This window comes from Clostridium sp. AF19-22AC (assembly GCF_003479085.1).
In the GTDB taxonomy this organism is placed as follows: Bacteria; Bacillota; Clostridia; order Lachnospirales; family Lachnospiraceae; genus Faecalicatena_A; species Faecalicatena_A orotica.
In genome coordinates this window covers 233,206-255,086 of the sequence record NZ_QUGN01000003.1, presented here as the reverse complement: position 1 = coordinate 255,086, position 21,881 = coordinate 233,206, and the positions used below count along the sequence as shown (strand labels likewise).

20 protein-coding genes are annotated in these 21,881 nt (G+C 47.1%); 18 read left to right on the top strand and 2 right to left on the bottom strand.

Annotated features, from left to right (window positions below; translation table 11 throughout):
• The first annotated feature begins 42 nt into the window (after positions 1-42).
• The 15 genes from dapB (at position 43) to DWX43_RS04940 (ending at position 17,932) form a co-directional block, all read left to right on the top strand.
• Positions 43-801, top strand: coding sequence for a 4-hydroxy-tetrahydrodipicolinate reductase (gene dapB / locus DWX43_RS05010; protein ID WP_109729526.1), 759 nt, complete (start codon positions 43-45; stop codon positions 799-801).
• Between the two features lie 28 nt (positions 802-829).
• Positions 830-2,782: a fructose-1,6-bisphosphatase gene (locus DWX43_RS05005; protein WP_109729525.1), complete on the top strand. Its 1,953-nt coding sequence runs from the start codon at positions 830-832 to the stop codon at positions 2,780-2,782.
• Between the two features lie 21 nt (positions 2,783-2,803).
• Positions 2,804-3,670 (top strand): sigma-70 family RNA polymerase sigma factor, encoded by an 867-nt coding sequence (locus tag DWX43_RS05000; RefSeq protein ID WP_118619200.1) that lies wholly within the window; start codon positions 2,804-2,806, stop codon positions 3,668-3,670.
• The gene (locus DWX43_RS04995; RefSeq protein WP_109729523.1) at positions 3,663-3,998 is read left to right on the top strand and encodes a transporter; all 336 of its coding nucleotides are present in this window, start codon (positions 3,663-3,665) and stop codon (positions 3,996-3,998) included. Before DWX43_RS05000 ends, DWX43_RS04995 begins: the two co-directional genes overlap by 8 nt.
• Positions 3,999-4,084: 86 nt before the next feature.
• Positions 4,085-4,423, top strand: a complete 339-nt coding sequence (locus DWX43_RS04990) for a hypothetical protein (protein WP_109729522.1) — start codon at positions 4,085-4,087, stop codon at positions 4,421-4,423.
• A gap of 170 nt (positions 4,424-4,593) precedes the next feature.
• On the top strand, positions 4,594-6,405 hold the full coding sequence (iorA, locus tag DWX43_RS04985; protein WP_118619198.1) for an indolepyruvate ferredoxin oxidoreductase subunit alpha: 1,812 nt from the start codon (positions 4,594-4,596) through the stop codon (positions 6,403-6,405).
• The gene (locus DWX43_RS04980; protein ID WP_109729520.1) at positions 6,398-6,997 is read left to right on the top strand and encodes an indolepyruvate oxidoreductase subunit beta; all 600 of its coding nucleotides are present in this window, start codon (positions 6,398-6,400) and stop codon (positions 6,995-6,997) included. Before iorA ends, DWX43_RS04980 begins: the two co-directional genes overlap by 8 nt.
• A gap of 12 nt (positions 6,998-7,009) precedes the next feature.
• On the top strand, positions 7,010-8,242 hold the full coding sequence (locus DWX43_RS04975; protein WP_109729519.1) for a phenylacetate--CoA ligase: 1,233 nt from the start codon (positions 7,010-7,012) through the stop codon (positions 8,240-8,242).
• Between the two features lie 61 nt (positions 8,243-8,303).
• On the top strand, positions 8,304-9,071 hold the full coding sequence (hisA, locus tag DWX43_RS04970; RefSeq protein ID WP_118619194.1) for a phosphoribosylformimino-5-aminoimidazole carboxamide ribotide isomerase: 768 nt from the start codon (positions 8,304-8,306) through the stop codon (positions 9,069-9,071).
• 106 nt (positions 9,072-9,177) lie between these two features.
• Complete coding sequence (gene secA / locus DWX43_RS04965; protein WP_109729517.1) at positions 9,178-11,748, top strand: preprotein translocase subunit SecA; 2,571 nt, start codon at positions 9,178-9,180, stop codon at positions 11,746-11,748.
• A gap of 83 nt (positions 11,749-11,831) precedes the next feature.
• Positions 11,832-12,957 (top strand): peptide chain release factor 2 gene (gene prfB / locus DWX43_RS04960; RefSeq protein WP_109729843.1). Its coding sequence is split into 2 segments (ribosomal slippage): positions 11,832-11,906 and positions 11,908-12,957, totalling 1,125 coding nucleotides; the frame shifts between segments, so codons are not numbered across the junction.
• Entirely contained in the window at positions 12,951-14,168 is a 1,218-nt protein-coding gene (locus tag DWX43_RS04955) for a homoserine dehydrogenase (protein ID WP_118619192.1), read from the top strand. Before prfB ends, DWX43_RS04955 begins: the two co-directional genes overlap by 7 nt.
• Positions 14,169-14,189: 21 nt before the next feature.
• Positions 14,190-15,395, top strand: coding sequence for a cofactor-independent phosphoglycerate mutase (locus DWX43_RS04950; protein WP_118619189.1), 1,206 nt, complete (start codon positions 14,190-14,192; stop codon positions 15,393-15,395).
• A gap of 45 nt (positions 15,396-15,440) precedes the next feature.
• Entirely contained in the window at positions 15,441-16,649 is a 1,209-nt protein-coding gene (locus DWX43_RS04945; protein WP_109729514.1) for an aspartate kinase, read from the top strand.
• Between the two features lie 206 nt (positions 16,650-16,855).
• Complete coding sequence (locus DWX43_RS04940; RefSeq protein ID WP_118619187.1) at positions 16,856-17,932, top strand: HAMP domain-containing sensor histidine kinase; 1,077 nt, start codon at positions 16,856-16,858, stop codon at positions 17,930-17,932.
• Between the two features lies 1 nt (position 17,933).
• Here the strand turns inward: DWX43_RS04940 and DWX43_RS04935 are convergent, their stop codons facing one another.
• Together DWX43_RS04935 and DWX43_RS04930 are read right to left on the bottom strand one after the other, a co-directional pair.
• Entirely contained in the window at positions 17,934-18,314 is a 381-nt protein-coding gene (locus DWX43_RS04935) for a helix-turn-helix transcriptional regulator (RefSeq protein WP_109729512.1), read from the bottom strand.
• A gap of 110 nt (positions 18,315-18,424) precedes the next feature.
• Positions 18,425-18,877, bottom strand: a complete 453-nt coding sequence (locus DWX43_RS04930) for a CYTH domain-containing protein (RefSeq protein WP_118619185.1) — start codon at positions 18,875-18,877, stop codon at positions 18,425-18,427.
• 207 nt (positions 18,878-19,084) lie between these two features.
• Here DWX43_RS04930 and DWX43_RS04925 point away from each other — a divergent pair, with 207 nt between their 5' ends.
• The 3 genes from DWX43_RS04925 (at position 19,085) to clpP (ending at position 21,875) form a co-directional block, all read left to right on the top strand.
• The gene (locus tag DWX43_RS04925; protein ID WP_109729510.1) at positions 19,085-19,633 is read left to right on the top strand and encodes a DJ-1 family glyoxalase III; all 549 of its coding nucleotides are present in this window, start codon (positions 19,085-19,087) and stop codon (positions 19,631-19,633) included.
• A 277-nt stretch (positions 19,634-19,910) separates the two neighbouring features.
• On the top strand, positions 19,911-21,197 hold the full coding sequence (tig, locus tag DWX43_RS04920) for a trigger factor (RefSeq protein WP_109729509.1): 1,287 nt from the start codon (positions 19,911-19,913) through the stop codon (positions 21,195-21,197).
• A 96-nt stretch (positions 21,198-21,293) separates the two neighbouring features.
• The gene (gene clpP / locus DWX43_RS04915) at positions 21,294-21,875 is read left to right on the top strand and encodes an ATP-dependent Clp endopeptidase proteolytic subunit ClpP (protein WP_109729508.1); all 582 of its coding nucleotides are present in this window, start codon (positions 21,294-21,296) and stop codon (positions 21,873-21,875) included.
• Positions 21,876-21,881 lie beyond the last annotated feature (6 nt).

The following is a 21,881-nucleotide window of genomic DNA, read 5'->3' as shown; positions in this document are numbered from 1 at the left end:
CTAATGTGAAAAAAACATGAAAATACACAGGAGGAGTTAAAAATGATTAAAGTTTTAATGCATGGATGTAATGGGAAAATGGGGCGGATGATCACAGGGCTGGTCAAAGAGGACGAGAAGCTGGAGATTGCCGCGGGTGTGGATGCGTATACCGGGACTGCCAATGACTATCCGGTTTTCGAAAGTATCAGTGCGTGTGACGTGGATGTGGATGTTGCAATTGACTTTTCAAACGCAGGGGCAGTCGATGCCCTGCTTGATTACTGCGTGGAAAAGCAGGTGCCGGTCGTACTCTGTACAACGGGCCTTTCAGAAGAGCAGCTCAGGAAAGTGGAAGAAGTTTCTAAAAAAGTAGCGGTTCTGAAGTCTGCAAATATGTCGGTGGGAATCAACCTCCTTTTGAAACTGCTGAAAGATGCGGCCAAGGTGCTCGGACCCGCAGGGTATGACATCGAACTGGTGGAGCGGCACCACAACCAGAAACTCGACGCACCGAGCGGAACAGCCCTGGCTCTGGCAGATTCCATGAATGAAGCATTAAACGGGGAGTATACTTATGTATATGACCGCAGCCAGGTACGCAGAAAAAGAGATGCAAAAGAGATGGGAATCTCGGCGGTACGCGGAGGAACCATTGTCGGGGATCATGAAGTGATTTTTGCCGGACCGGATGAGGTGATCGAGTTCAGACATACCGCATATTCCAGAAGTGTTTTCGGAAAAGGTGCTGTTGAGGCGGCTAAATTCCTGGCAGGGCAGCCGGCTGGCATGTATGATATGAGTGATGTGATTCAGTTTTAATCACACGGGGGATTTAGGAGGAAGTATTATGAAAAATCTGGAGACAAGATATCTGGAGCGTCTTTCTGATTTGTATCCGACGATCGCTGCGGCATCGACGGAGATTATTAATCTGCAGGCGATCCTGAACCTGCCAAAGGGGACCGAGCATTTCCTGACGGATATCCACGGGGAATACGAGGCATTTTCCCATGTGCTGAAGAACGGTTCAGGTTCTGTAAGAAGAAAGATTGACGACGTGTTCGGCAATACCTTAAGTTCAAGGGACAAGCAGTCTCTGGCTACGCTGATCTATTATCCGAAGGATAAGATGGCACAGGTAAAGAAGGTGGAGAGCAATATGGAGGACTGGTACAAGATCAATCTGTACCGTCTTATCGAGGTGAGCAAGCGTGCGGCGAGCAAGTATACCCGTTCGAAAGTGCGTAAGGCCCTGCCGAAAGATTTTGCCTATGTCATCGAGGAACTGATCACGGAGAAGGGGGAACTCAGTGATAAGGAATCTTACTATAATGAAATTATTATGACCATCATAAGAATCGGACGTGCGGAAGAATTTATCGTTGCAATATCTGAACTAATCCAGCGGCTTGTCGTGGACCACTTACATATCGTGGGAGACATTTATGACAGAGGGCCGGGCCCCCATATTATCATGGATAAACTGATGAGTTATCATTCTATTGATATCCAGTGGGGGAACCACGATGTACTCTGGATGGGGGCTGCGACAGGACAGCGCGGATGTATCGCCAATGTCATCCGGATCTGTGCCAGATATGGGAATCTGGATATTCTGGAGGATGGTTACGGGATTAACCTTCTGCCACTGGCCACGTTTGCAATCCGTACCTATGGTGATGACCCGTGTACCTGCTTTACTTTGAAGGGACAGGAGAAGGCGAACAAGGCCGAGATGGAGATGGACCTGCGCATGCACAAGGCAATTTCTATCCTGCAGTTCAAGGTGGAAGGACAGATTATTAAGAGGCAGAAGGATTTCCATCTGGATGACCGGGCGCTTCTGCACCGGATCGATTATGAAAAGGGAACCATCACCCTGAACGGGAAGGAATACCAGCTTCTTGATACGAATTTTCCGACGATAGACCCGAAGGACCCATATAAACTTTCGGCGGAAGAGGAAGAAGTCATGGAACGTCTGGAACGCGCCTTCCTTGGGTGCGAAAAGCTTCAGGAGCACATGCGTTTTCTGCTTGCCAAGGGCGGCCTTTACAAGGTATATAATAATAACCTCCTGTATCATGGATGCGTGCCGCTGAACGATGACGGCAGCTTAAAGGAAGTAGAATTGTTCGGAAGAAAGTTTAAAGGGCGTACGCTTTATGATGCCCTGGACCGTTACCTCAGAAAAGGATTTTTTGCACTTGACGAGGAGGACAGGGATAACGGCAGGGATATGATGTGGTACATCTGGCTCCATCCCAATTCACCACTGTTTGGGAAGGATAAGATGGCGACTTTTGAGAGATACTTCCTTGCGGAGAAAGAGACACATATAGAGAAAAAAAATCCTTACTACTTCCTTCTGGAGAAGGAAGAGGTTGTGGATAATATTATGAAAGAATTTGGCCTTGACCCGGACGGCGGCCACATCGTGAACGGACATGTCCCGGTGAAGCGCAAGAACGGTGAAAGTCCGATCAAATGTGACGGCAAGGTGCTGGTAATTGACGGCGGATTTTCCAAGGCATACCAGCAGGAGACCGGCATTGCCGGCTACACTCTGATTTACAATTCCTATGGACTGCTTTTAGTTGCGCATGAGCCGTTTGAATCAACGGAGGCGGCGATCCAGAAGGAAAGTGATATTCATTCGGAATATATGGTTGTCAAAAGAGTTATGGAACGGCGGCTTGTAGGAGATACGGATATCGGAAAAGATTTAAAAGAACAGGTGGAAGATCTGGAACGTCTTCTGGCTGCTTACCGAAGCGGTGAGATTATCGAAAAGATATAGGCGAAAGGTATTAGGGACAGTATGGAGAATAACGAAGAATTTTTGACAGATGATTTATCCATTCCGGAAGATGTGGAGGCAACAGAGCCGCTGAAGATTTATTTAAAAGAGATCGGGCAGATACCACTTCTGGATGCCGGACAGGAGCAGGAACTGGGAAAACGGATCGCAAAAGGCGACCCGGATGCGAGACGGCAGCTGGAGGAGGCGAATCTGCGTCTTGTCGTATCCATAGCCAGACATTATTCTGGGAGAGGCATGCAGTTTATGGACCTGATCCAGGAAGGTAATATCGGTTTGATGCGTGCGGTCGAGAAGTTTGACTACACGAAGGGGAACCGTTTCTCCACCTATGCGTCGTGGTGGATCAAGGAAGCCATTATGCGTGCGATAGATGAACAGTCCCATGAGATCCGGGTTCCGGTCCATGTGGCAGAAAATATGAGAAAAGTCCAGAAGACGGCTCAGTTATTAAAGCAGGAACTTGGAAGAGATGCGACTTCAGGAGAGATCGCTAAAAGACTTGGGGATAGGACGGCAGAAGAAGTAGAGAATATACAGGCACTGCTTAAAAACCCCCTGTCTCTGGAAACTCCGGTCGGCGAGGATGGTGAATCCAGCCTTGAGGATTTCATAGAGGATGAGGAAGAAAATACGCCCGAGGATGCGGTCGCATCCCTGATCCGCAAGGAAGAAGTGGCACAGCTTTTGGAAAAACTCAGTGAAAAAGAGCAGAAAGTCATCCGCCTGAGATTCGGTCTTGAGGACGGAAAGGCCCATACACTGGAGGATGTCGGCGGAATGATGAATGTTACCAGAGAACGCATCCGCCAGATAGAAGAGCGCGCCATGCAGAAACTGCGGGAGGCGGCAGGAAATAATGCATAAAATATATTTATTATGTGTCTGCCTGTCTGTCGGTACAATAGCAGGAGTCATATGTGGTGCAATTAAGAGCCGGATAAGGAAAAAGGAATATACGGAGAAGCAGAAATTATTATATCAGAAATTATGGAAAGCAGGCTCACGTTTTTTAACATTTTTCACACTGCTGATCTTAGTATTGGGACTGATCTGGACCGTATACTTTTTTATTCTAGGAGCTGTGCAGCCCCAAATGACTGATTATGCAAATAATATGTCAGAACTGATTGTATCTGTGCTGACTGTAGTATCAATCATCTTTGCATTTTATGAATTTATCAGAAGAAAATAAAAATATAGAAATTTTTCCCACACATAAAGATCCCGAAATTGCAAATATTACTAACACAAGAATATTTGTGGAAAGGGAGAAACAAAATGAAAAAAATTAAAAAGTTTTTATTATTAATGATGTGTGCAGGAGTTCTCTGCGGTGTTACTGCATGTGGTACAGACAAGAATACAAATGATGGCGCAAACAATACAACAAACAGCAGTGACACAAATGATGCTACCGATGGTACTGGAACAAGGGATAAAAACGGTGATGGAGTTGTTGATGATGCAGTAGACGATATCACAGACGGCGTTGACAATGCAGCAGATGATCTGACAGATAACAACGGTCCTGAAAAGGATAACTTAAATGACAGAAACACAAACGACAAAAATGTAAATGACGACAACAAAGCAGACGATACAACAAATAACCGATAGAGAAAGCAGACCCCTGTCCCGCAGGGACGGAATGAGTCTGCAGGGTTAACAGCAGGGCGTAAGTCCTGCTGTTAGTTTATACCCGAACTACTTACATATGGATTTTTCAACTTTAATGTGGTAAAATATCAAAATGAGACGTTTGATAAAGCAAAGGAGTAATACATAGTATGAGTACTGAGAAAAAGCTTGTTATGGGCAATGAGGCGATCGGTCTGGGTGCTGTCCGGGCCGGTGTCAGGATGGTAACCGGTTATCCGGGAACGCCTTCCACCGAGATTCTGGAGACGATCGCAAAGCAGAATGACGGAAGTATCCATGTAGAATGGTCTACGAATGAAAAGGCGGCGATGGAAGTCGGGGCAGGGGCCGCATATGCGGGTGCGAGGACTCTTGTTACGATGAAGCAGGTCGGCTTAAATGTAGCATCTGATCCACTGATGAGCCTCGCCTATGTGGGGGTTAAGGGCGGCATGGTCATCGTGTCTGCCGATGATCCGGGACCGATTTCCTCCCAGACGGAACAGGATACGAGACATTTTGCACAGTTTTCAAAACTGCCTGTATTCGACCCATCTTCACCGGAGGAGGCCTATCTGATGATAGCGGATGCTTTCGAGTATTCCGAGAAGTACCAGACACCGGTTCTGTTCCGCCCGACAACGAGAATCTGCCATGCCTGTGTGAGTATTGAACTTCTTCCGAAAATAGAAGTGCCAAAGCCCGAAGGGTTTATCAAGGATACGATGCGCTGGGTCATCTTCCCGCGGCTTTCTTATCAGAACCATATTAAAATAGAAGCAAGGAACGTGGAACTGTCAGAAGTATTCTCTTCCTATCCGATGAACCGGCTGAGAAAAGGAAGCGGAAGAAAGGGCGTTGTATCAGGCGGTGTGTCATATGCTTATACGAGTGAAGTGATAGACGGGAATATTCCGTTTTTGAAGATCGGTACACCTCATCCGTTCCCGGAACGGCTCGCGAAGGAGTTTCTGGAGGATTTGGATGAAGTGCTTGTACTGGAAGAACTGGACCCGGTAATCGAGAAAGAACTTCTCCAGATTGCGGGTAAGTACCATCTGGATGTAAAAATATGTGGAAAACTCACCCATGATACGAAGAATGCAGGGGAAAACAGTGTAGAAAGTATCCGCGGTGACCTGAATCGTTTTCTGGGGATTGAGGATGATAAGACAGAGGGGGGCGAGGAACTTGACAGGGCCCCGGCACTGCCGGTGAGACCGCCTGTATTGTGTGCAGGGTGTCCCCACAGAGCCTCTTTCTATGCCGTTAAGAAAGCGATGCGGGGCAAAAAGGCCGTATTCAGTGGAGATATCGGCTGCTATACGCTTGGAAATGCGAAGCCCCTTGATATGGTAGATACATGCCTGTGCATGGGTGCAGATGTGACGATCGCCCAAGGGCTGCACATTATAGAACCGGATGCAGTGAATTTCTCGTTTATCGGGGACTCTACATTCTTTGCCTCCGGAATCACAGGAGTCGTGAATGCGGTTTATAACCAGACAGATATCGTGCTGGTTGTACTGGATAATTCCACAACGGCCATGACCGGACACCAGCCCCATCCGGGAACCGGAGTGACGATGATGGGAGACGTTGCGGCGAAGATCAGCATTGAAAATATTTTAAGAGGTATCGGACTGACATGGATCGAGACGGTTGATCCGCTTGATCTGGATAAAGCGGTGGATGCCGTGAAACGTTCTGCCGGAGAAAAAGGTGTGCGTGCCATCATATTCAAGTCACCGTGCATTGCCGTGTCAAGGCCCGGAACGTTATATGAAGTGAAACAGGATGCCTGTACGAAATGCAAGGTTTGTATCACACAGCTGGGCTGCCCGGCAATTGCAGTGAATGATGGCGTGGTCGTGATTGAACCGTCACTGTGCTATGGATGCGGCCTGTGCAGTCAGGTATGTCCGTCTGGTGCGATTGGGGAGGTAGAATGTGATGAATAAAAGCTGTTTATTATGCGGAGTCGGAGGACAGGGCGTTGTTCTGGCTTCCAAACTGATTGCCTTTGCGGCTATGGAGCAGGGAAAGTTCGTGCGTACAACCGAGACGATCGGAATGGCACAGCGCGGGGGCTCAGTCGTAAGCCATGTGCGGATGGGCGGGGAAATCCACTCTCCCCTGATCCCAATGAAAACTGCGGATATACTGCTGGCTTTTGAACCTGCAGAAGCGGTGCGCTGCCTTCCTTACCTGAAAGAAGGCGGCACAGTGATTGTAAGCAGTAAGGCAGTAAAGCCGGTTACAGATACACTGGGCGGAAGTACATATGAAGGGGAAGACATGATTCAGTATCTGAAGAAAAACGTAAGTAATCTGGCGATACTGGATGGGGAAGAACTCTGCCTTCAGGCAGGTTCCGCAAAGGTACTGAATGTCGCGCTGCTTGGGGCCGCTGCTGCAAGCGGGGCATTAGATATTTCTTCGGAAGAAATGGAAAAGGCGGTCACCAGCAATGTTAAGGAGCGTTTCCTGGAGATGAACAAAAAGGCACTGGCACTTGGAAAAGCGGCGTACGAACATGCTGACAGGCTATAAAGGAGAACAGACATGAGAATGACAGAATTACAGCTTGAGCTGATTAGAGAGAATCTGAAGCAGCTGACATCGAAGGACTGCTTTTATAAAGAAAAGTTTAAGGAGATCGACATTTCCAAAATCCAGACACAGGAGGATTTTGAAACACTGCCTTTTACATGGAAGGGAGATCTTCGTGAGGCATACCCGCTTGGGCTCCAGGCGGTGCCGGATGAGGAAATCGTGCGGATACATTCTTCTTCAGGAACAACCGGCACACCGGTTATCATTCCTTATACAAAAAAGGACGTAGAAGACTGGGCAAAAATGTTTGCACGCTGTTATGAGATGGCTGGGATTACGGCACTCGACAGAATCCAGATTACACCGGGGTATGGTTTGTGGACGGCAGGGATCGGGTTTCAGGCAGGTGCGGAATATCTGGGAGCCATGACGATCCCAATGGGCCCGGGCAACACAGAAAAGCAGCTCCGGATGATGAAGGATATGAAGGCGACCGTCTTATGTGCCACATCCTCCTATGCACTGCTTCTTGCGGAAGAGATCGCAAAAAAAGGGATTTCGGATAAAATACACTTGAAAAAAGGTGTGATCGGTTCCGAACGCTGGGGCGAGAAGATGAGAAAACGCATCGCGGCAGAGCTGGGTGTACAACTGTATGACATTTACGGCCTGACTGAGGTCTATGGACCGGGAATCGCCATGAGCTGTGATTACGAATGCGGGATGCATTACTGGGATGATTACCTTTACTTTGAAATCGTGGACCCAAAGACTGGGAAAAATGTGCCTGATGGGGAAATTGGAGAACTGGCGATTACAACACTGCGCAAGCAGGGCGCCCCGCTTGTGCGCTACCGTACCCATGACCTGACCCGCTTCATTCCGGGAGACTGCAAATGCGGTTCCAGATTCCCGAGGATCGATACCCTGATCGGAAGAACAGATGATATGGTAAAAGTCAAGGGTGTCAATATATTCCCGAGCCAGATCGAAGAGATGTTAAAGGATGTTCCGGAGGCGTCCAGCGAGTACCAGTTTATGCTGGATCATATGAATGGAAAAGATGTCTGTACCCTGTTTGTAGAGATCAACAAAAACGTAGATAAAAAGCAGGCAGAGGACGCTGTGAAAAAGGCGTTCAAGGCCAAAATCGGAATCACGGTCAACGTCATGCCGGTATCGATCGGGGACCTGCCGCGGAGTGAAAAGAAATCCACGAGGATATTCGACAACAGATATTGATAAATACTTAACAAGCAGCTTCAAAGGGGTCTGACCCCTTTGAAGAAATGAAAGGATTGTTATGAAATTCAGACCTTGTATTGACATTCACAATGGGAAAGTAAAACAGATTGTAGGGGGCAGCCTGAAGGACCAGGGGGACCGGGCCGTGACGAATTTTGCTTCTGAACTGGATGCGGCATGGTATGCAAAGCTTTATGAGAAGGACGGACTGAAAGGCGGACATATTATTCTGCTGAATCCTGCGTCTTCCGAGTATTACGAGGCGACGAAGAAACAGGCGCTTAGTGCGTTGGAAGCGTATCCGGGAGGGATGCAGATCGGCGGGGGGATTACGGCTGAGAATGCGGCGGAGTATCTCCGTGCCGGTGCCAGCCATGTGATCGTGACATCTTATGTATTCCAGGACGGGCAGTTCCACAGGGAGAATCTGAAAAAACTGGTATCGGCAGTGGGAAAGGAACATGTTGTTCTGGATGTAAGCTGCCGCAGGAAAGATACTTCCTATTATATAGTGACAAACCGCTGGCAGACATTCACGGATGTGTGCCTGACGCCTGAGGTTCTGGAAGAACTGTCTGAATACTGTGATGAGTTTCTTGTACACGGCGTCGATGTGGAGGGAAAATCATCGGGGGTCGAGATGAATCTCGTACGTATGCTTGGACAATGGGCGAAAATACCGGTTACCTACGCAGGGGGCATCGGCAGTATGGAGGATCTTGGGCAATTCCGCTCAGCCTGCGGGGGAAAACTTGATTTTACGATCGGAAGCGCGCTGGACCTGTTCGGCGGAAAGATTCCGTACGATACACTGGTAAAGGTATGAATAAGTTATGAACAAATTGAACAAATCATTAATTTGTTGAATTCACTGGAAGATAGTGTTAGAATGAAGCTTAGAGTAAATTTAGACAAGGAGTAAATTACGGATTATGAGCTTAATAGAGAAAATTTTCGGAACACACAGCGAAAATGAATTAAAGCGTGTTTACCCGATTGTGGACCGGATAGAGTCATTAGAGCCAGAGATGGAGGCACTGTCCGATGCAGAATTAAAAGATAAGACCAGAGAATTCAAGAAACGTCTTGAAGATGGAGAGACAACCGATGATATCCTCCCGGAGGCTTATGCGGTTGTAAGAGAAGCTGCAAAGAGAAGCCTCGGAATGCGTCATTACCGCGTACAGCTTATCGGCGGTATCATTCTGCATCAGGGGCGTATTTCTGAGATGAAGACCGGTGAAGGTAAGACACTGGTTTCAACGCTTCCTGCATATCTGAACGCCCTGGTTGGGAAAGGCGTGCATATCGTAACAGTCAATGACTATCTTGCAAAACGTGATGCTGAATGGATGGGAAAGGTTCATGAATTCCTTGGACTGACGGTGGGAGTTGTCCTGAATTCTATGGATAATGATGAGCGCCGTGCGGCATACAACTGCGATATCACTTACGTAACGAATAATGAACTTGGTTTCGACTATCTGCGTGATAACATGGTTATTTATAAGGAACAGCTCGTTCAGCGCGGCCTTCATTTTGCCATCATCGATGAGGTCGACTCGGTTCTGATTGATGAGGCCAGAACACCTCTGATTATATCGGGCCAGAGCAGCAAGTCTACCAAACTGTATGAGGCATGCGATATTCTGGCACGCCAGCTTGAACGTGGTGAGGCAAGCGGTGAATTTTCCAAGATGAATGCCATCATGGGAGAGGACATCGAAGAGACTGGGGATTTCATTGTTAATGAAAAAGAAAAAGCCGTGAACCTGACAGAAGACGGTGTGAAGAAGGTAGAGAATTTCTTCCACATTGAGAACCTGGCAGACCCGGACAACCTTGAGATCCAGCATAACATCATCCTTGCACTGCGCGCACATAACCTGATGTTCCGTGATCAGGACTATGTTGTGACACCTGAGGGCGAGGTTATGATTGTTGATGAGTTTACCGGACGTATTATGCCGGGACGCCGTTACTCAGACGGACTGCATCAGGCAATTGAGGCAAAGGAACATGTGAAGGTAAGAAGAGAGAGCAAGACCCTTGCAACTATTACATTCCAGAATCTGTTTAATAAGTATGAAAAGAAGAGCGGTATGACAGGTACGGCCCTCACAGAGGAGAAGGAGTTCCGTGATATTTACGGGATGGATGTTATCGAAATCCCGACCAACGAACCTGTTCAGAGAGTGGATCTGGAAGATGCCGTTTATAGTACGGAGAAAGAGAAATTCAAGGCAGTTGTCGAAGAAGTGAAAAAAGCACATGCGACAGGACAGCCGGTACTGGTCGGTACAATTACAATTGAGATTTCGGAACTGCTCAGCAAGATGCTGAAAAAAGAAGGCATCCAGCATAAAGTTCTGAACGCCAAATACCATGAACTCGAGGCTGAGATCGTGGCAGATGCCGGTGTACACGGTGCGGTGACCATTGCGACAAACATGGCAGGACGTGGTACCGATATTAAGCTGGACGACAAAGCGAGGGAAGCGGGTGGACTGAAGATCATCGGAACGGAACGCCATGAGTCCAGACGTATTGACAACCAGCTGCGCGGACGTTCCGGACGTCAGGGAGACCCGGGAGAATCCCGTTTCTATATTTCCCTGCAGGACGACCTCATGCGCCTGTTTGGTTCGGAGAAGCTGATGAGTGTGTTCAGCACCCTCGGCGTGGAAGAAGGGGAGCAGATCGAACATAAGATGCTTTCCAGTGCTATCGAAAAGGCACAGAAGAAGATAGAGAATAACAACTTTGGTATCCGTAAAAACCTGTTGGAATATGACCAGGTTATGAACGAGCAGCGTGAGATCATTTACAGTGAGAGACGCCGTGTACTGGATGGGGAAAGCATGCGGGATACAATCTATAATATGATCACGGAATATGTTGAGAATTCTGTTGACCGTTTTATCTCGCCCGATGTAGATCCGGAAGAATGGGATTTGAAAGAACTTGATGTTGTGCTCCACGATGTGATCCCGCAGCTTCAGCTGCCTTCAGCAGAGGAAGCCCACGAGATGCAGCAGAAGGAATTGAAGCACCTTCTGAAGGAAAGAGCTGTCAAAGCTTACGAGGCAAAAGAGGCAGAATTCCCGGAGGCAGAGCATCTGCGTGAGATCGAGCGTGTGGTTCTTCTGAAAGTTATTGACGGAAGGTGGATGGACCATATTGATGATATGGACCAGCTCCGTCAGGGAATTGGACTCCAGGCTTACGGGCAGAGGGACCCCCTTGTAGAGTATAAGATGATGGGATATGATATGTTCGGTGAGATGACGAATTCCATCGCCGAGACAACGATACGTACCCTGTTCCACATCCGTGTCGAGCAGAAGGTTGAGAGAGAACAGGTTGCCAAGGCAACAGGCACGAACAAGGACGAAAGCGCTGTACGTGCCCCGAAGAAGAGGGAAGAGAAGAAGATTTACCCGAATGACCCATGCCCGTGCGGAAGCGGTAAAAAGTACAAACAGTGCTGCGGACGAAGGTAATAAGAAAATCAATTTATGAATCAGTTAATATAAGAGAATCTGTGTTTACAGATTCTCATTTAAGTAAGAAAGAGGTGATAAAGGTGGTTTTGTTAGACGAACTGAAAACAAGACTGAGTGCTTATGAAGAACCGCTGAAAGATTTGAGGGATTCACTTTGACTTAGCGTCAAAGAAAGAGCGGATCGAAGAACTGGAACGAAAGATTGAAGAACCTGGATTCTGGGATAACCCTGAGAAATCAAGCCATACAATGAAGCATTTAAAGGGGCTTCAGGATTCAGTCAAACAGATAGAAAAGCTGTATGCGGATTATGAGGATCTTGGGCTGCTCATCGAGATGAGTGAAGAGGATGCGGACAATGAGACCGTGAAAGGGATCGAGGAGGAACTCGGGCAGTTTGAAGAAGAGTTCGAGGAGCTGCGTATCCAGACACTTCTTACCGGTGAGTATGATAAAAGCAGTGCAATTGTGACGCTTCATGCCGGGGCAGGCGGGACGGAGTCATGCGACTGGGCAGGCATGCTGTACCGGATGTACAGCAGGTGGGCCGAGAAAAAGGGATTTTCTCTTGAAGTACTTGACTATCTGGACGGTGACGTGGCAGGCATCAAAGGCGTAACCTTTGAGGTAGAGGGAGAGAATGCATATGGGTATCTGCGCTCTGAGAAGGGTGTGCACCGTCTGGTACGGATTTCCCCGTTTAATGCGGCCGGAAAGCGCCAGACGTCGTTTGCGTCTTGTGATGTGATTCCGGATATAGAGGATGAGATTGATATCGAGATCAATGACGAGGATCTGCGGATTGACACATACCGTTCCGGCGGTGCGGGCGGACAGCATGTCAATAAGACATCATCTGCCGTCAGGATTACACATCTGCCGACCGGGATTGTAGTACAGTGCCAGAACGAGCGCTCCCAGCACATGAACAAGGATAAGGCAATGCAGATGTTAAAGGCAAAGCTGTATCTTTTAAAAGAGCAGGAGCAGGCGGAAAAGGTTTCTGATATCCGCGGTGAGATGAAGGAGATTGGCTTCGGGAGCCAGATCAGGTCCTATGTTATGCAGCCGTATACGCTGGTAAAAGACCACCGTACAAATACAGAAATCAGCAATGTAAGCGGTGTGCTTGACGGGAATATAGACCCGTTTATCAATGCATATCTGAGTGAGTGTTCAGGAGGGAAAAGGAGGAAGACATGGTAAATATAGCGGTTATGGGATACGGTACAGTTGGTTCGGGAGTCGTTGAGGTTATTAATACGAACGGTGAGCGCATCAACCAGAGAATCGGGGACGAATTAAATATTAAATATGTATTGGATTTGAGAGAGTTCCCGGGAGACCCAGTCCAGGAGAAGCTGGTCCATGATTTTGATACAATCGTAAATGACCCGGACGTGCAGATCGTCGTGGAAGTCATGGGGGGCATCGAGCCTGCATACACATTTGTGAAGCGCTGCCTTCAGGCTGGAAAGAGTGTGGCTACATCCAACAAGGCCCTCGTGGCAAAACACGGGGCAGAGCTTTTGTCCATCGCAAGAGACAATAATATCAATTTCCTGTTTGAAGCAAGTGTGGGAGGCGGGATACCGATTATCAGGCCTCTGAATTCTTCCATGACAGCAGATGAGATCGAGGAAATCACAGGAATTTTAAATGGAACGACCAACTATATGCTTAGTAAGATGTTCTATGAAGGCGCCGATTATGATGAGGTGCTCAAAGAGGCGCAGGACAAAGGGTATGCGGAGCGCAATCCGGAGGCGGATGTGGAAGGATTTGACGCATGCAGGAAGATCGCGATCCTATCCTCCCTGATCTCGGGGCAGCAGGTTGATTTCGAGGACATTTATACAGAAGGTATCACAAAGATTACAAAAGAAGATATGATGTATGCCAAATCACTCGGCATGACGATTAAACTTTTAGCCTCCAGCAAACGTGACGGGGATAATCTTCATGCAATTGTTGCGCCGTATATGCTCCAGAAAGAACATCCTCTTTACAATGTAAATGATGTATTCAACGCAATTTTCGTACATGGGAATGTACTGGGGGATGCCATGTTTTACGGAAGTGGGGCAGGAAAACTGCCGACAGCCAGTGCAGTCGTTGCGGATGTGGTAGACGAGGCAAAGCACCTGAACCGCAATATCATGACTATGTGGAAGAGTGACAAGTTAAAACTGCAGCCGATCGCAGATACAAGCAAGCGTTATTTCGTAAGAATAAAGGGTGATGCCGATGCGATGAAGGCACATCTGGAGAGTAAATTCGGACCTATAGAAATCGTAAAGGCAGAAGGGCTGGAAGGTGAATTCGGCTTCCTGACTGAGACGATGACAGAAGGTACTTATGAAAGAAATGCGGGAGAGTTTCCGAGTATTCTGCATATGATACGCGTAGAGGGCTAAAAAAGAAGGTTGAATAAAGACATGAAATATGTAATCGTATTGTGTGACGGCATGGCAGATGAGCCGATGGAAGAACTGGGCGGAAAGACTCCGCTTGAAACAGCTGCAACACCTAATATGGACAGACTGGCGCCTTTGTCCGAGATCGGTATGGTCCGGACCGTGCCTGAGGGAATGTCTCCCGGAAGCGACACGGCGAATTTGTCTGTCATCGGATACAATCCGCGTGAATATTATACCGGAAGGTCTCCATTGGAGGCATTGAGCATCGGTGTGGATATGGAACAGACGGATGTTTCTTTCCGCTGTAATATCGTGACCCTGACAGAAGAGCAGGAGCGTTATGAGGACAGAGTGATTGTTGACCATAGTTCAGGAGAAATCAGCACGGAAGATGCAGCCGTGCTTGTTGAGGCGCTCAAGGAAGGCCTGAAAAGAGAAGGATACGAATTCTATGCAGGAACGAGCTACCGGCATCTCCTCATCTGGAAAAATGGCCAGGTAGTGGAACTGACGCCGCCCCATGATATTCTGACAAGGAGAATCGGGGACTATCTGCCCCAGAATCAGGTCCTGAGGGAAATGATGGAGAAAAGCTATGAGATTCTCTCCGTCCACCCGCTGAATCTGGAAAGAAAACGAAAAGGGCTGAATCCGGCAAATTCCGCATGGTTCTGGGGGGCCGGAACAAGACCGATGCTCCGTTCTTTTGAGGAAAAAAACGGGAAGAAGGGTGTTATGATATCGGCAGTAGACCTTCTGAAAGGCATCGCAGTCGGGGCATCTATGCACAATATTTCTGTGGAAGGGGCCAATGGCGGCCTTAACACAAATTATGCAGGAAAGGCGAAGGCAGCGGCTGATGCGCTGATTCAGGACGGTTATGATTTTGCATATATTCATATAGAAGCACCAGATGAGATGGGTCACCAGGGAAATCTGGCTAATAAGATTCTTTCCATTGAAAAGATAGATCATGATATCATAGGGCCGGCCGCCGGTATGCTGGAAGATGCGGGAGAAGACTTCCGTATGCTCGTCCTGCCGGACCACCCGACGCCAATCAGGGTGCGGACCCATACATCAGATCCGGTGCCTTATATGCTTTATGACAGCAGAAAGGCGGAACATACGGCAGATGCATATAATGAAGCAGAGGCTTCCGAAACCGGAATCCGTGAGGACGAAGGATATACGCTCATTGACCATCTCTTTGAAAAAAGGTAATACATCTTCATTGAGCTTGGAAGACATAGGAACTAGGAGGATAACATGCTGATAGTTAAGAAATTTGGGGGCAGTTCAGTTGCTGACAAGGAATGTATTTTCCGGGTGGCAGAACGCTGCATTGAGGATTATAGAAAGGGAAATGACATCATCGTAGTATTGTCGGCAATGGGCGATACAACAGATGAACTGATCGAGAAGGCGAAGATGATTACGCCGGAACCGTCCAAACGGGAGATGGATATGCTCCTCACAACCGGAGAACAGGTTTCCGTATCACTCATGGCGATGGCGATTAATTCGATGGGAGTACCCGCAGTATCCCTGAATGCCTTTCAGGTTGCAATGCACTGTACATCCACATATGGCAACGCCCGTTTTAAGCGGGTGGATGCGGAGCGTATCCGCCATGAACTGGACTACAAAAAGATTGTTATTGTTACCGGATTTCAGGGAATCAATAAATATGATGATTATGCGACTCTGGGCAGGGGCGGCTCCGACACGACGGCCGTGGCAATTGCCGCGGCACTTCATGCGGACGCCTGTGAAATATACACGGATGTGGACGGCGTATATACGGCCGATCCGAGAATCGTACCAAATGCGAGAAAACTGGATGCCATCAGCTATGACGAAATGCTGGAACTTGCGTCACTGGGGGCAAGGGTCCTGCACAACCGCTCCGTGGAGATGGCAAAGAAATACGGGGTACAGCTGGTAGTACGCTCCAGCCTGAACAGAGAAGAAGGAACGGTAGTCAAGGAGGTAGTTAAATTGGAAAAAATGTTGATCAGCGGGGTTGCATCTGATAAAAACACATCCAGAGTTTCTGTGATCGGTGTGGATGACAAACCGGGCGTTGCATTTAAAATATTCAATACACTGGCAAAAAAAGGAATCAATGTGGATATTATCCTGCAGTCTGTCGGACGTGAAGGAACGAAGGATATCTCATTTACGGTTGCCCAGGATGACCTGAAACATGCGATGGAGATTCTGGAGGAAAACAAAGAGGCACTGACGATTAAGGAAATAACGCATCAGGATACAGTCGCTAAAATTTCTATCGTAGGTGCAGGCATGATGAGCAATCCGGGTGTTGCTGCAAAAATGTTTGAGGCCTTGTTTAATGCGGGTGTGAATATCAATATGATTGCGACCTCGGAAGTACGTATTACAGTACTGATCGATGAAAAAGATGTAGAAAGAGCCATGATTGCAGTACATGACGGATTTGGTCTGGCTGACTAATTGGAAAATGTTAAGAGCGAATCGCCGGGAGTACCTACTTAAGGGAACCCCGGCGATTTTTGCGCATTGCAGCGGCGTACAGGAACCCCGTCACAGAATTTACATGGATTGAACACAATGTTTTGCTATAGTTAAACCAGATAACTTGGTGATGCTGTCAAAACAGCATATGATTCTATATTTTTTAGGATAAGGGTTGATAGTGTATGGGACGGATACGAGGGCGGTTTAAGAGGCAGGTTCTGTTTCTGATTTTGGGTGTGATTATTCAGAGCCCGCTTGAGAGTATGAGGGAAAGCGTGTCTCTTGCCAACCGGTTTTATATTGCTGTGGGCGGTGTTATCTGCCTGCTCAGCCTAATCTTTATTAATAAAGTTCTGAAGGTTAAGACACAGCCGATTATGGAACTTGTTGACGTGTCACAGCATGCGGCATCTCTGGATTTTGAACGGATGTACCTCGGACAATGCAATAATGAACTAGATGTACTCGGGGAGAATCTGAACAGGATGACGGGGACCCTGAAGAAGACGCTGGAACAACTGAGAGAATCAAATATTAAGCTTCAGGAATATCTGATGTTTAAAACGCAGGAAGAAGAGCGCAGGAGGCGTCTGGTCACGGATATTTCCCACGAATTGAAAACTCCGCTGGCATTGATCCAGGGTTATACAGAAGGGATTTCAGCGCTTGTAAAAGAGGACCCGGAAGCCTGTGATATGTACTGTGAGATCATAGCAGACGAGGTGCAAAAGACTGACCGTATACTGAAACGTCTGTTTCAGATGAACCAGCTGGAACATGATGACATAAAATATGAGACATTTGATGTGGCAGGACTTGTCTATAAAGCGATAGCAGAACAGGGTCCGGAGGCTGCCATAAGGGAGGCAAAGATTCTTTTTGCTCCAGATGGGCCTGTGTATGTGAGAAGTGATCCGGATAAGGTGGAAGAGGTAGTCCGGCAATATTTGTCCAATGCAATCCAATATGCAGAAGGAGAGAAGGAAATCCGGATTCAGGCAGAAAATGCTGGAGATTTCATCCGTGTATCCATATTTAATACCGGCAGCCGGATACCGGAGAGTGAATTAGAGGATATCTGGATTGAGTTTTACAAACAGGACAGGGCGCGCACCCGGGATGCCGGCCATGCGGGAATAGGACTGGCTATTGTAAAGACGATTACGGAGACACTTGGCGGAGAATATGGGGCGCAGAACAAGGAAGACGGCGTGGAATTCTGGTTTACTCTGGAACTTGTAAAAGGAATACAGGAATAGTCTAATTTTCCAGAATTTTATCTACAAGCCTCTTGTTATCGCTTGTCAATTGTCTGTATTTCAGTATCACATCGACTTCCCCGGAAGTCAGATAGAGTGTATCCTTCGTATCAGCTTCAGTTGCCGTTATGTAGGGACCTTTTCGCTCACGGATAATATCGTCATCGTAAGGCGAGATCGTCTGAAGGAACAGCATATCTAAGGAAACATGGAAAAGTTCTGCAAACCGTATGACGATACTCATCTCAGGTTCCCGTTTATTCGTTTCATAATTGGAGTACGCCTGTCTGGAGATATTGAGGCGGTCAGCAAGCTCCTGCTGTGTAAGATTGTATTTTTTTCTCAGTGTCTTCATGTTTTTCACAAGCTGTATGTTTGCCAAAGCCGCACCTCCATTTACAGGGATTGAAAATTCTTTGTAAATTATATAACGTTTCCCTGTAAATGGATATTCTATGCCGCAAAACGAATCAAAATGACACAATGCCACGTTTAGTTGCAAATGCTAAGCGTACTGTTATGATACTGGGAAGAGAATGTGACATCCTCCCCGAACCACAAAGGCGGTTGGAAGGTTTCTGCTGATTCAGTATCCGGAAATTCTACTTCCGCCAGAATCAGGGGGGCCAGATCCCCGCCAAAGATATCCAATTCGATTGTAAGATCTCCTTCCAGTGGAATCATATAACGGTCCTTTACGATCAGCCGTCCGTCGGTCTTTTCCTTAAGATGTTCATAAGCCTCAGCCGTAAGGGGGAGATTATACTCCTCCCGGACCATGTGCCCCTTGGACTTGTAAGTGAGAAAATAACGATCATTATCCCGCCGTACCCTCACGACAGGTTCCCGGCAGAGATATCCCTGCTCAATGTGCCGGCAGGGATATGAGGAAAATCCGGAGGGGAGGTCCTTTTCTTCTATTAAATACTTGCGTTCAATTTCCATTATAATAATCCTTTCCTAAAAATTATTTTATCTGTAGTTTCCAGATTTATACAGCTTCATCATAATACACTGCCGTCTAAAAGTAAATCATTGGCCCGCTGCATTTTTAAACACCGGTAATTGCATTTTCTCCCTGCTTTTGTTACACTGTTGTTCAGTAGGTATCAAAGCCCATTTATCTTGGTCGTCAAAGGAGGAGTTTTTATAATGAAGCGTGTCAGTGTTTTTCTTGCAGATGGTTTTGAAGAGATTGAAGGTCTTACGGTTGTTGATTTACTGAGAAGGGCGGGAGTGCATGTGGATACAGTATCTGTATCAGGCAGCCTCGTTATACATGGCGCCCACGGGATTGGTGTGAATGCGGATGTACTGTTTGGGAATATGGATTTTTCCGACGTGGATATGCTTGTACTTCCGGGCGGGATGCCGGGAACGGTTCACCTGCAGGAACACGCAGGACTCGAAGAGCTGCTGAAAGAATTTTATGAGAAACAGGCATATATCGCAGCTATTTGTGCCGCACCGAGCATACTTGGGGCATTGGGATTCCTGAAAGGCCGTACCGCATGCTCCTATCCTTCTATGGAGGGGACACTCACAGGTGCGGATGTGGTGAGAGAATCTGTGGCAGTGGATGGTCATATTATAACAAGCCGTGGGATGGGGACTGCCATTCCTTTTGCACTCACGCTGATCTCCATACTATGCGGACAGGAGAAAGCAGATGAAGTAAGTGAATCAGTCATATATGCATAAAAAAGCACGGCATAGCATATAAAGACGCCGGTATCTGCCGTAAAAAAAGACGGATGCCAGTATAAAACAGCAGAATCATGACAAAAAAGTGACAGATATGAAAGTAAAATAGCATAAGGAGCCTTAAAAAGCCCAAGAACCCGTAAAAAGTACTGGAAATTTACGAACTTATGTGCTATACTGTTTCAATGACTGCGAGGGTATATTTTCAGAAGAAGAAATTCTGGAAGATACGGATTAGCGTTTGAATGGTACGAATCAAGGAGGAAAATAAAAAATGAGTTTACAGGTAGAGAATTTAGAACATAATATGGCGAAACTTACAATTGAAGTTCCGGCAGAAGATGTGGAGAAAGCACTCCAGGCAGCATACTTAAAACAGCGCAAGCAGATTAACTTGCCTGGTTTCCGTAAAGGGAAAGTCCCGAGACAGATGATTGAGAAGATGTACGGACCGGAAGTGTTCTATGATGAAGCAGCCAACAAGATGATCCCGGAAGCATACTCAAAAGCTTATGACGAGTGTGAACTGGAGCTGGTTTCCCAGCCTCAGATCGACGTTGTCCAGTTAGAGAAGGGCAAGCCGTTTATCTTCACAGCAGAAGTAGCAGTGAAGCCGGAAGTGACTCTTGGTGAATATAAAGGACTGACAGTAGATAAGGTATCTACAAGGGTTACAGCAAAAGAAGTTGACGAAGAGATCGAGAAAGAACGCGAACGCAATGCAAGAACTGTTGATGTAACAGACCGTGCAGTTGAAGACAAGGATCAGGTAACACTGGACTTTGAGGGATTCGTTGACGGAGAAGCATTCGAAGGCGGAAAGGGTGAGGATTACCCGCTGACAATCGGTTCCGGTTCTTTTATCCCGGGATTCGAAGAGCAGCTGATCGGCGCTGAGATTGACAAGGAAACAGAAGTAAAGGTGACATTCCCGGAAGATTACCAGGCAAAAGAACTGGCAGGGAAAGAAGCTGTTTTCAAATGTACCGTACATTCTATTAAGGCAAAAGAGATGCCTGAATTAGATGATGAATTTGCATCTGAAGTATCTGAGTGCGAGACACTGGATGATTACAAGGCAGAAGTAAAGAAGAACATCAAAGAGCGCAAAGAGCGTGAAGGAAAAGAACAAAAAGAGAACCAGGCAGTAGATAAAGCGATCGAGAATGCACAGATGGACATTCCGGAAGCTATGATTGATATGCAGGTAAGACAGATGGCAGATGACTTTGCACGCCGTATCCAGCAGCAGGGCCTGTCTGTTGAGCAGTACTTCCAGTTCACAGGAATGACAGAAGAGAAGATGATGGAAGAACTGAAGCCACAGGCTGAGAAACGCATCAAGACAAGACTTGTACTTGAGGCTGTTGTAAAAGCTGAGAACATTGAAGTATCAGATGAACGTCTGGAAGAAGAACTCCAGAAGATGGCTGAGTCATACCAGATGGAAGTTGATAAACTGAAAGAGTTTATGGGAGAGAATGAGAAGAACCAGATGAAGGAAGACATCGCTGTACAGGAAGCAGTTACACTGATTGCCGAGGCAGCAGTTGAGGCATAATCCTTTTAACGGAATTCAGGTTTGAGGGGAGATAACCCGGTGAGACTGCTGCACAGGTGTGGCAGATTTGATTCAAATTAATTAGGAGGGACATCGATGAGTTTAGTACCTTACGTCATTGAACAGACGAGCCGTGGAGAACGCTCCTACGACATTTATTCAAGATTATTAAAAGAGAGAATTATATTCCTTGGAGAAGAAGTGAATGATGTTTCAGCAAGTGTCATTATTGCACAGCTTCTTTTCCTCGAGGCAGATGATCCGGATAAGGATATACAGCTGTATATAAACAGTCCGGGAGGTTCTGTAACAGCAGGCATGGGGATTTATGATACAATGCAGTACATCAAGTGCGATGTATCTACAGTATGTGTCGGAATGGCGGCCAGCATGGGGGCATTCCTGCTTTCAGGCGGCCAGAAGGGCAAACGCTTTGCACTTCCGAATGCAGAGATTATGATCCACCAGCCTTCAGGCGGTGCACAGGGTCAGGCTACAGAAATCAAGATTGTTGCAGAGCATATCCTGAAGACCCGTGAAAAATTGAACACGATTCTGGCAGAGAATACAGGACAGAGCCTGGAAGTGATCAGGCGCGATACAGAGAGAGATAACTTTATGTCCGCCCAAGAGGCAAAGGAATATGGATTAATTGATGAAATACTTGCCAGACACTAATGGCAA

What these genes read in the sequence shown, in the direction of transcription:
- dapB (WP_109729526.1), top strand. Translation starts at nt 43, where the DNA reads ATGATTAAAGTTTTAATGCATGGATGTAATGGGAAAATGGGGCGGATG.
- DWX43_RS05005 (WP_109729525.1), top strand. Translation starts at nt 830, where the DNA reads ATGAAAAATCTGGAGACAAGATATCTGGAGCGTCTTTCTGATTTGTAT.
- DWX43_RS05000 (WP_118619200.1), top strand. Translation starts at nt 2,804, where the DNA reads ATGGAGAATAACGAAGAATTTTTGACAGATGATTTATCCATTCCGGAA.
- DWX43_RS04995 (WP_109729523.1), top strand. Translation starts at nt 3,663, where the DNA reads ATGCATAAAATATATTTATTATGTGTCTGCCTGTCTGTCGGTACAATA.
- DWX43_RS04990 (WP_109729522.1), top strand. Translation starts at nt 4,085, where the DNA reads ATGAAAAAAATTAAAAAGTTTTTATTATTAATGATGTGTGCAGGAGTT.
- iorA (WP_118619198.1), top strand. Translation starts at nt 4,594, where the DNA reads ATGAGTACTGAGAAAAAGCTTGTTATGGGCAATGAGGCGATCGGTCTG.
- DWX43_RS04980 (WP_109729520.1), top strand. Translation starts at nt 6,398, where the DNA reads ATGAATAAAAGCTGTTTATTATGCGGAGTCGGAGGACAGGGCGTTGTT.
- DWX43_RS04975 (WP_109729519.1), top strand. Translation starts at nt 7,010, where the DNA reads ATGAGAATGACAGAATTACAGCTTGAGCTGATTAGAGAGAATCTGAAG.
- hisA (WP_118619194.1), top strand. Translation starts at nt 8,304, where the DNA reads ATGAAATTCAGACCTTGTATTGACATTCACAATGGGAAAGTAAAACAG.
- secA (WP_109729517.1), top strand. Translation starts at nt 9,178, where the DNA reads ATGAGCTTAATAGAGAAAATTTTCGGAACACACAGCGAAAATGAATTA.
- DWX43_RS04955 (WP_118619192.1), top strand. Translation starts at nt 12,951, where the DNA reads ATGGTAAATATAGCGGTTATGGGATACGGTACAGTTGGTTCGGGAGTC.
- DWX43_RS04950 (WP_118619189.1), top strand. Translation starts at nt 14,190, where the DNA reads ATGAAATATGTAATCGTATTGTGTGACGGCATGGCAGATGAGCCGATG.
- DWX43_RS04945 (WP_109729514.1), top strand. Translation starts at nt 15,441, where the DNA reads ATGCTGATAGTTAAGAAATTTGGGGGCAGTTCAGTTGCTGACAAGGAA.
- DWX43_RS04940 (WP_118619187.1), top strand. Translation starts at nt 16,856, where the DNA reads ATGGGACGGATACGAGGGCGGTTTAAGAGGCAGGTTCTGTTTCTGATT.
- DWX43_RS04930 (WP_118619185.1), bottom strand. Translation starts at nt 18,877, where the DNA reads ATGGAAATTGAACGCAAGTATTTAATAGAAGAAAAGGACCTCCCCTCC.
- DWX43_RS04925 (WP_109729510.1), top strand. Translation starts at nt 19,085, where the DNA reads ATGAAGCGTGTCAGTGTTTTTCTTGCAGATGGTTTTGAAGAGATTGAA.
- tig (WP_109729509.1), top strand. Translation starts at nt 19,911, where the DNA reads ATGAGTTTACAGGTAGAGAATTTAGAACATAATATGGCGAAACTTACA.
- clpP (WP_109729508.1), top strand. Translation starts at nt 21,294, where the DNA reads ATGAGTTTAGTACCTTACGTCATTGAACAGACGAGCCGTGGAGAACGC.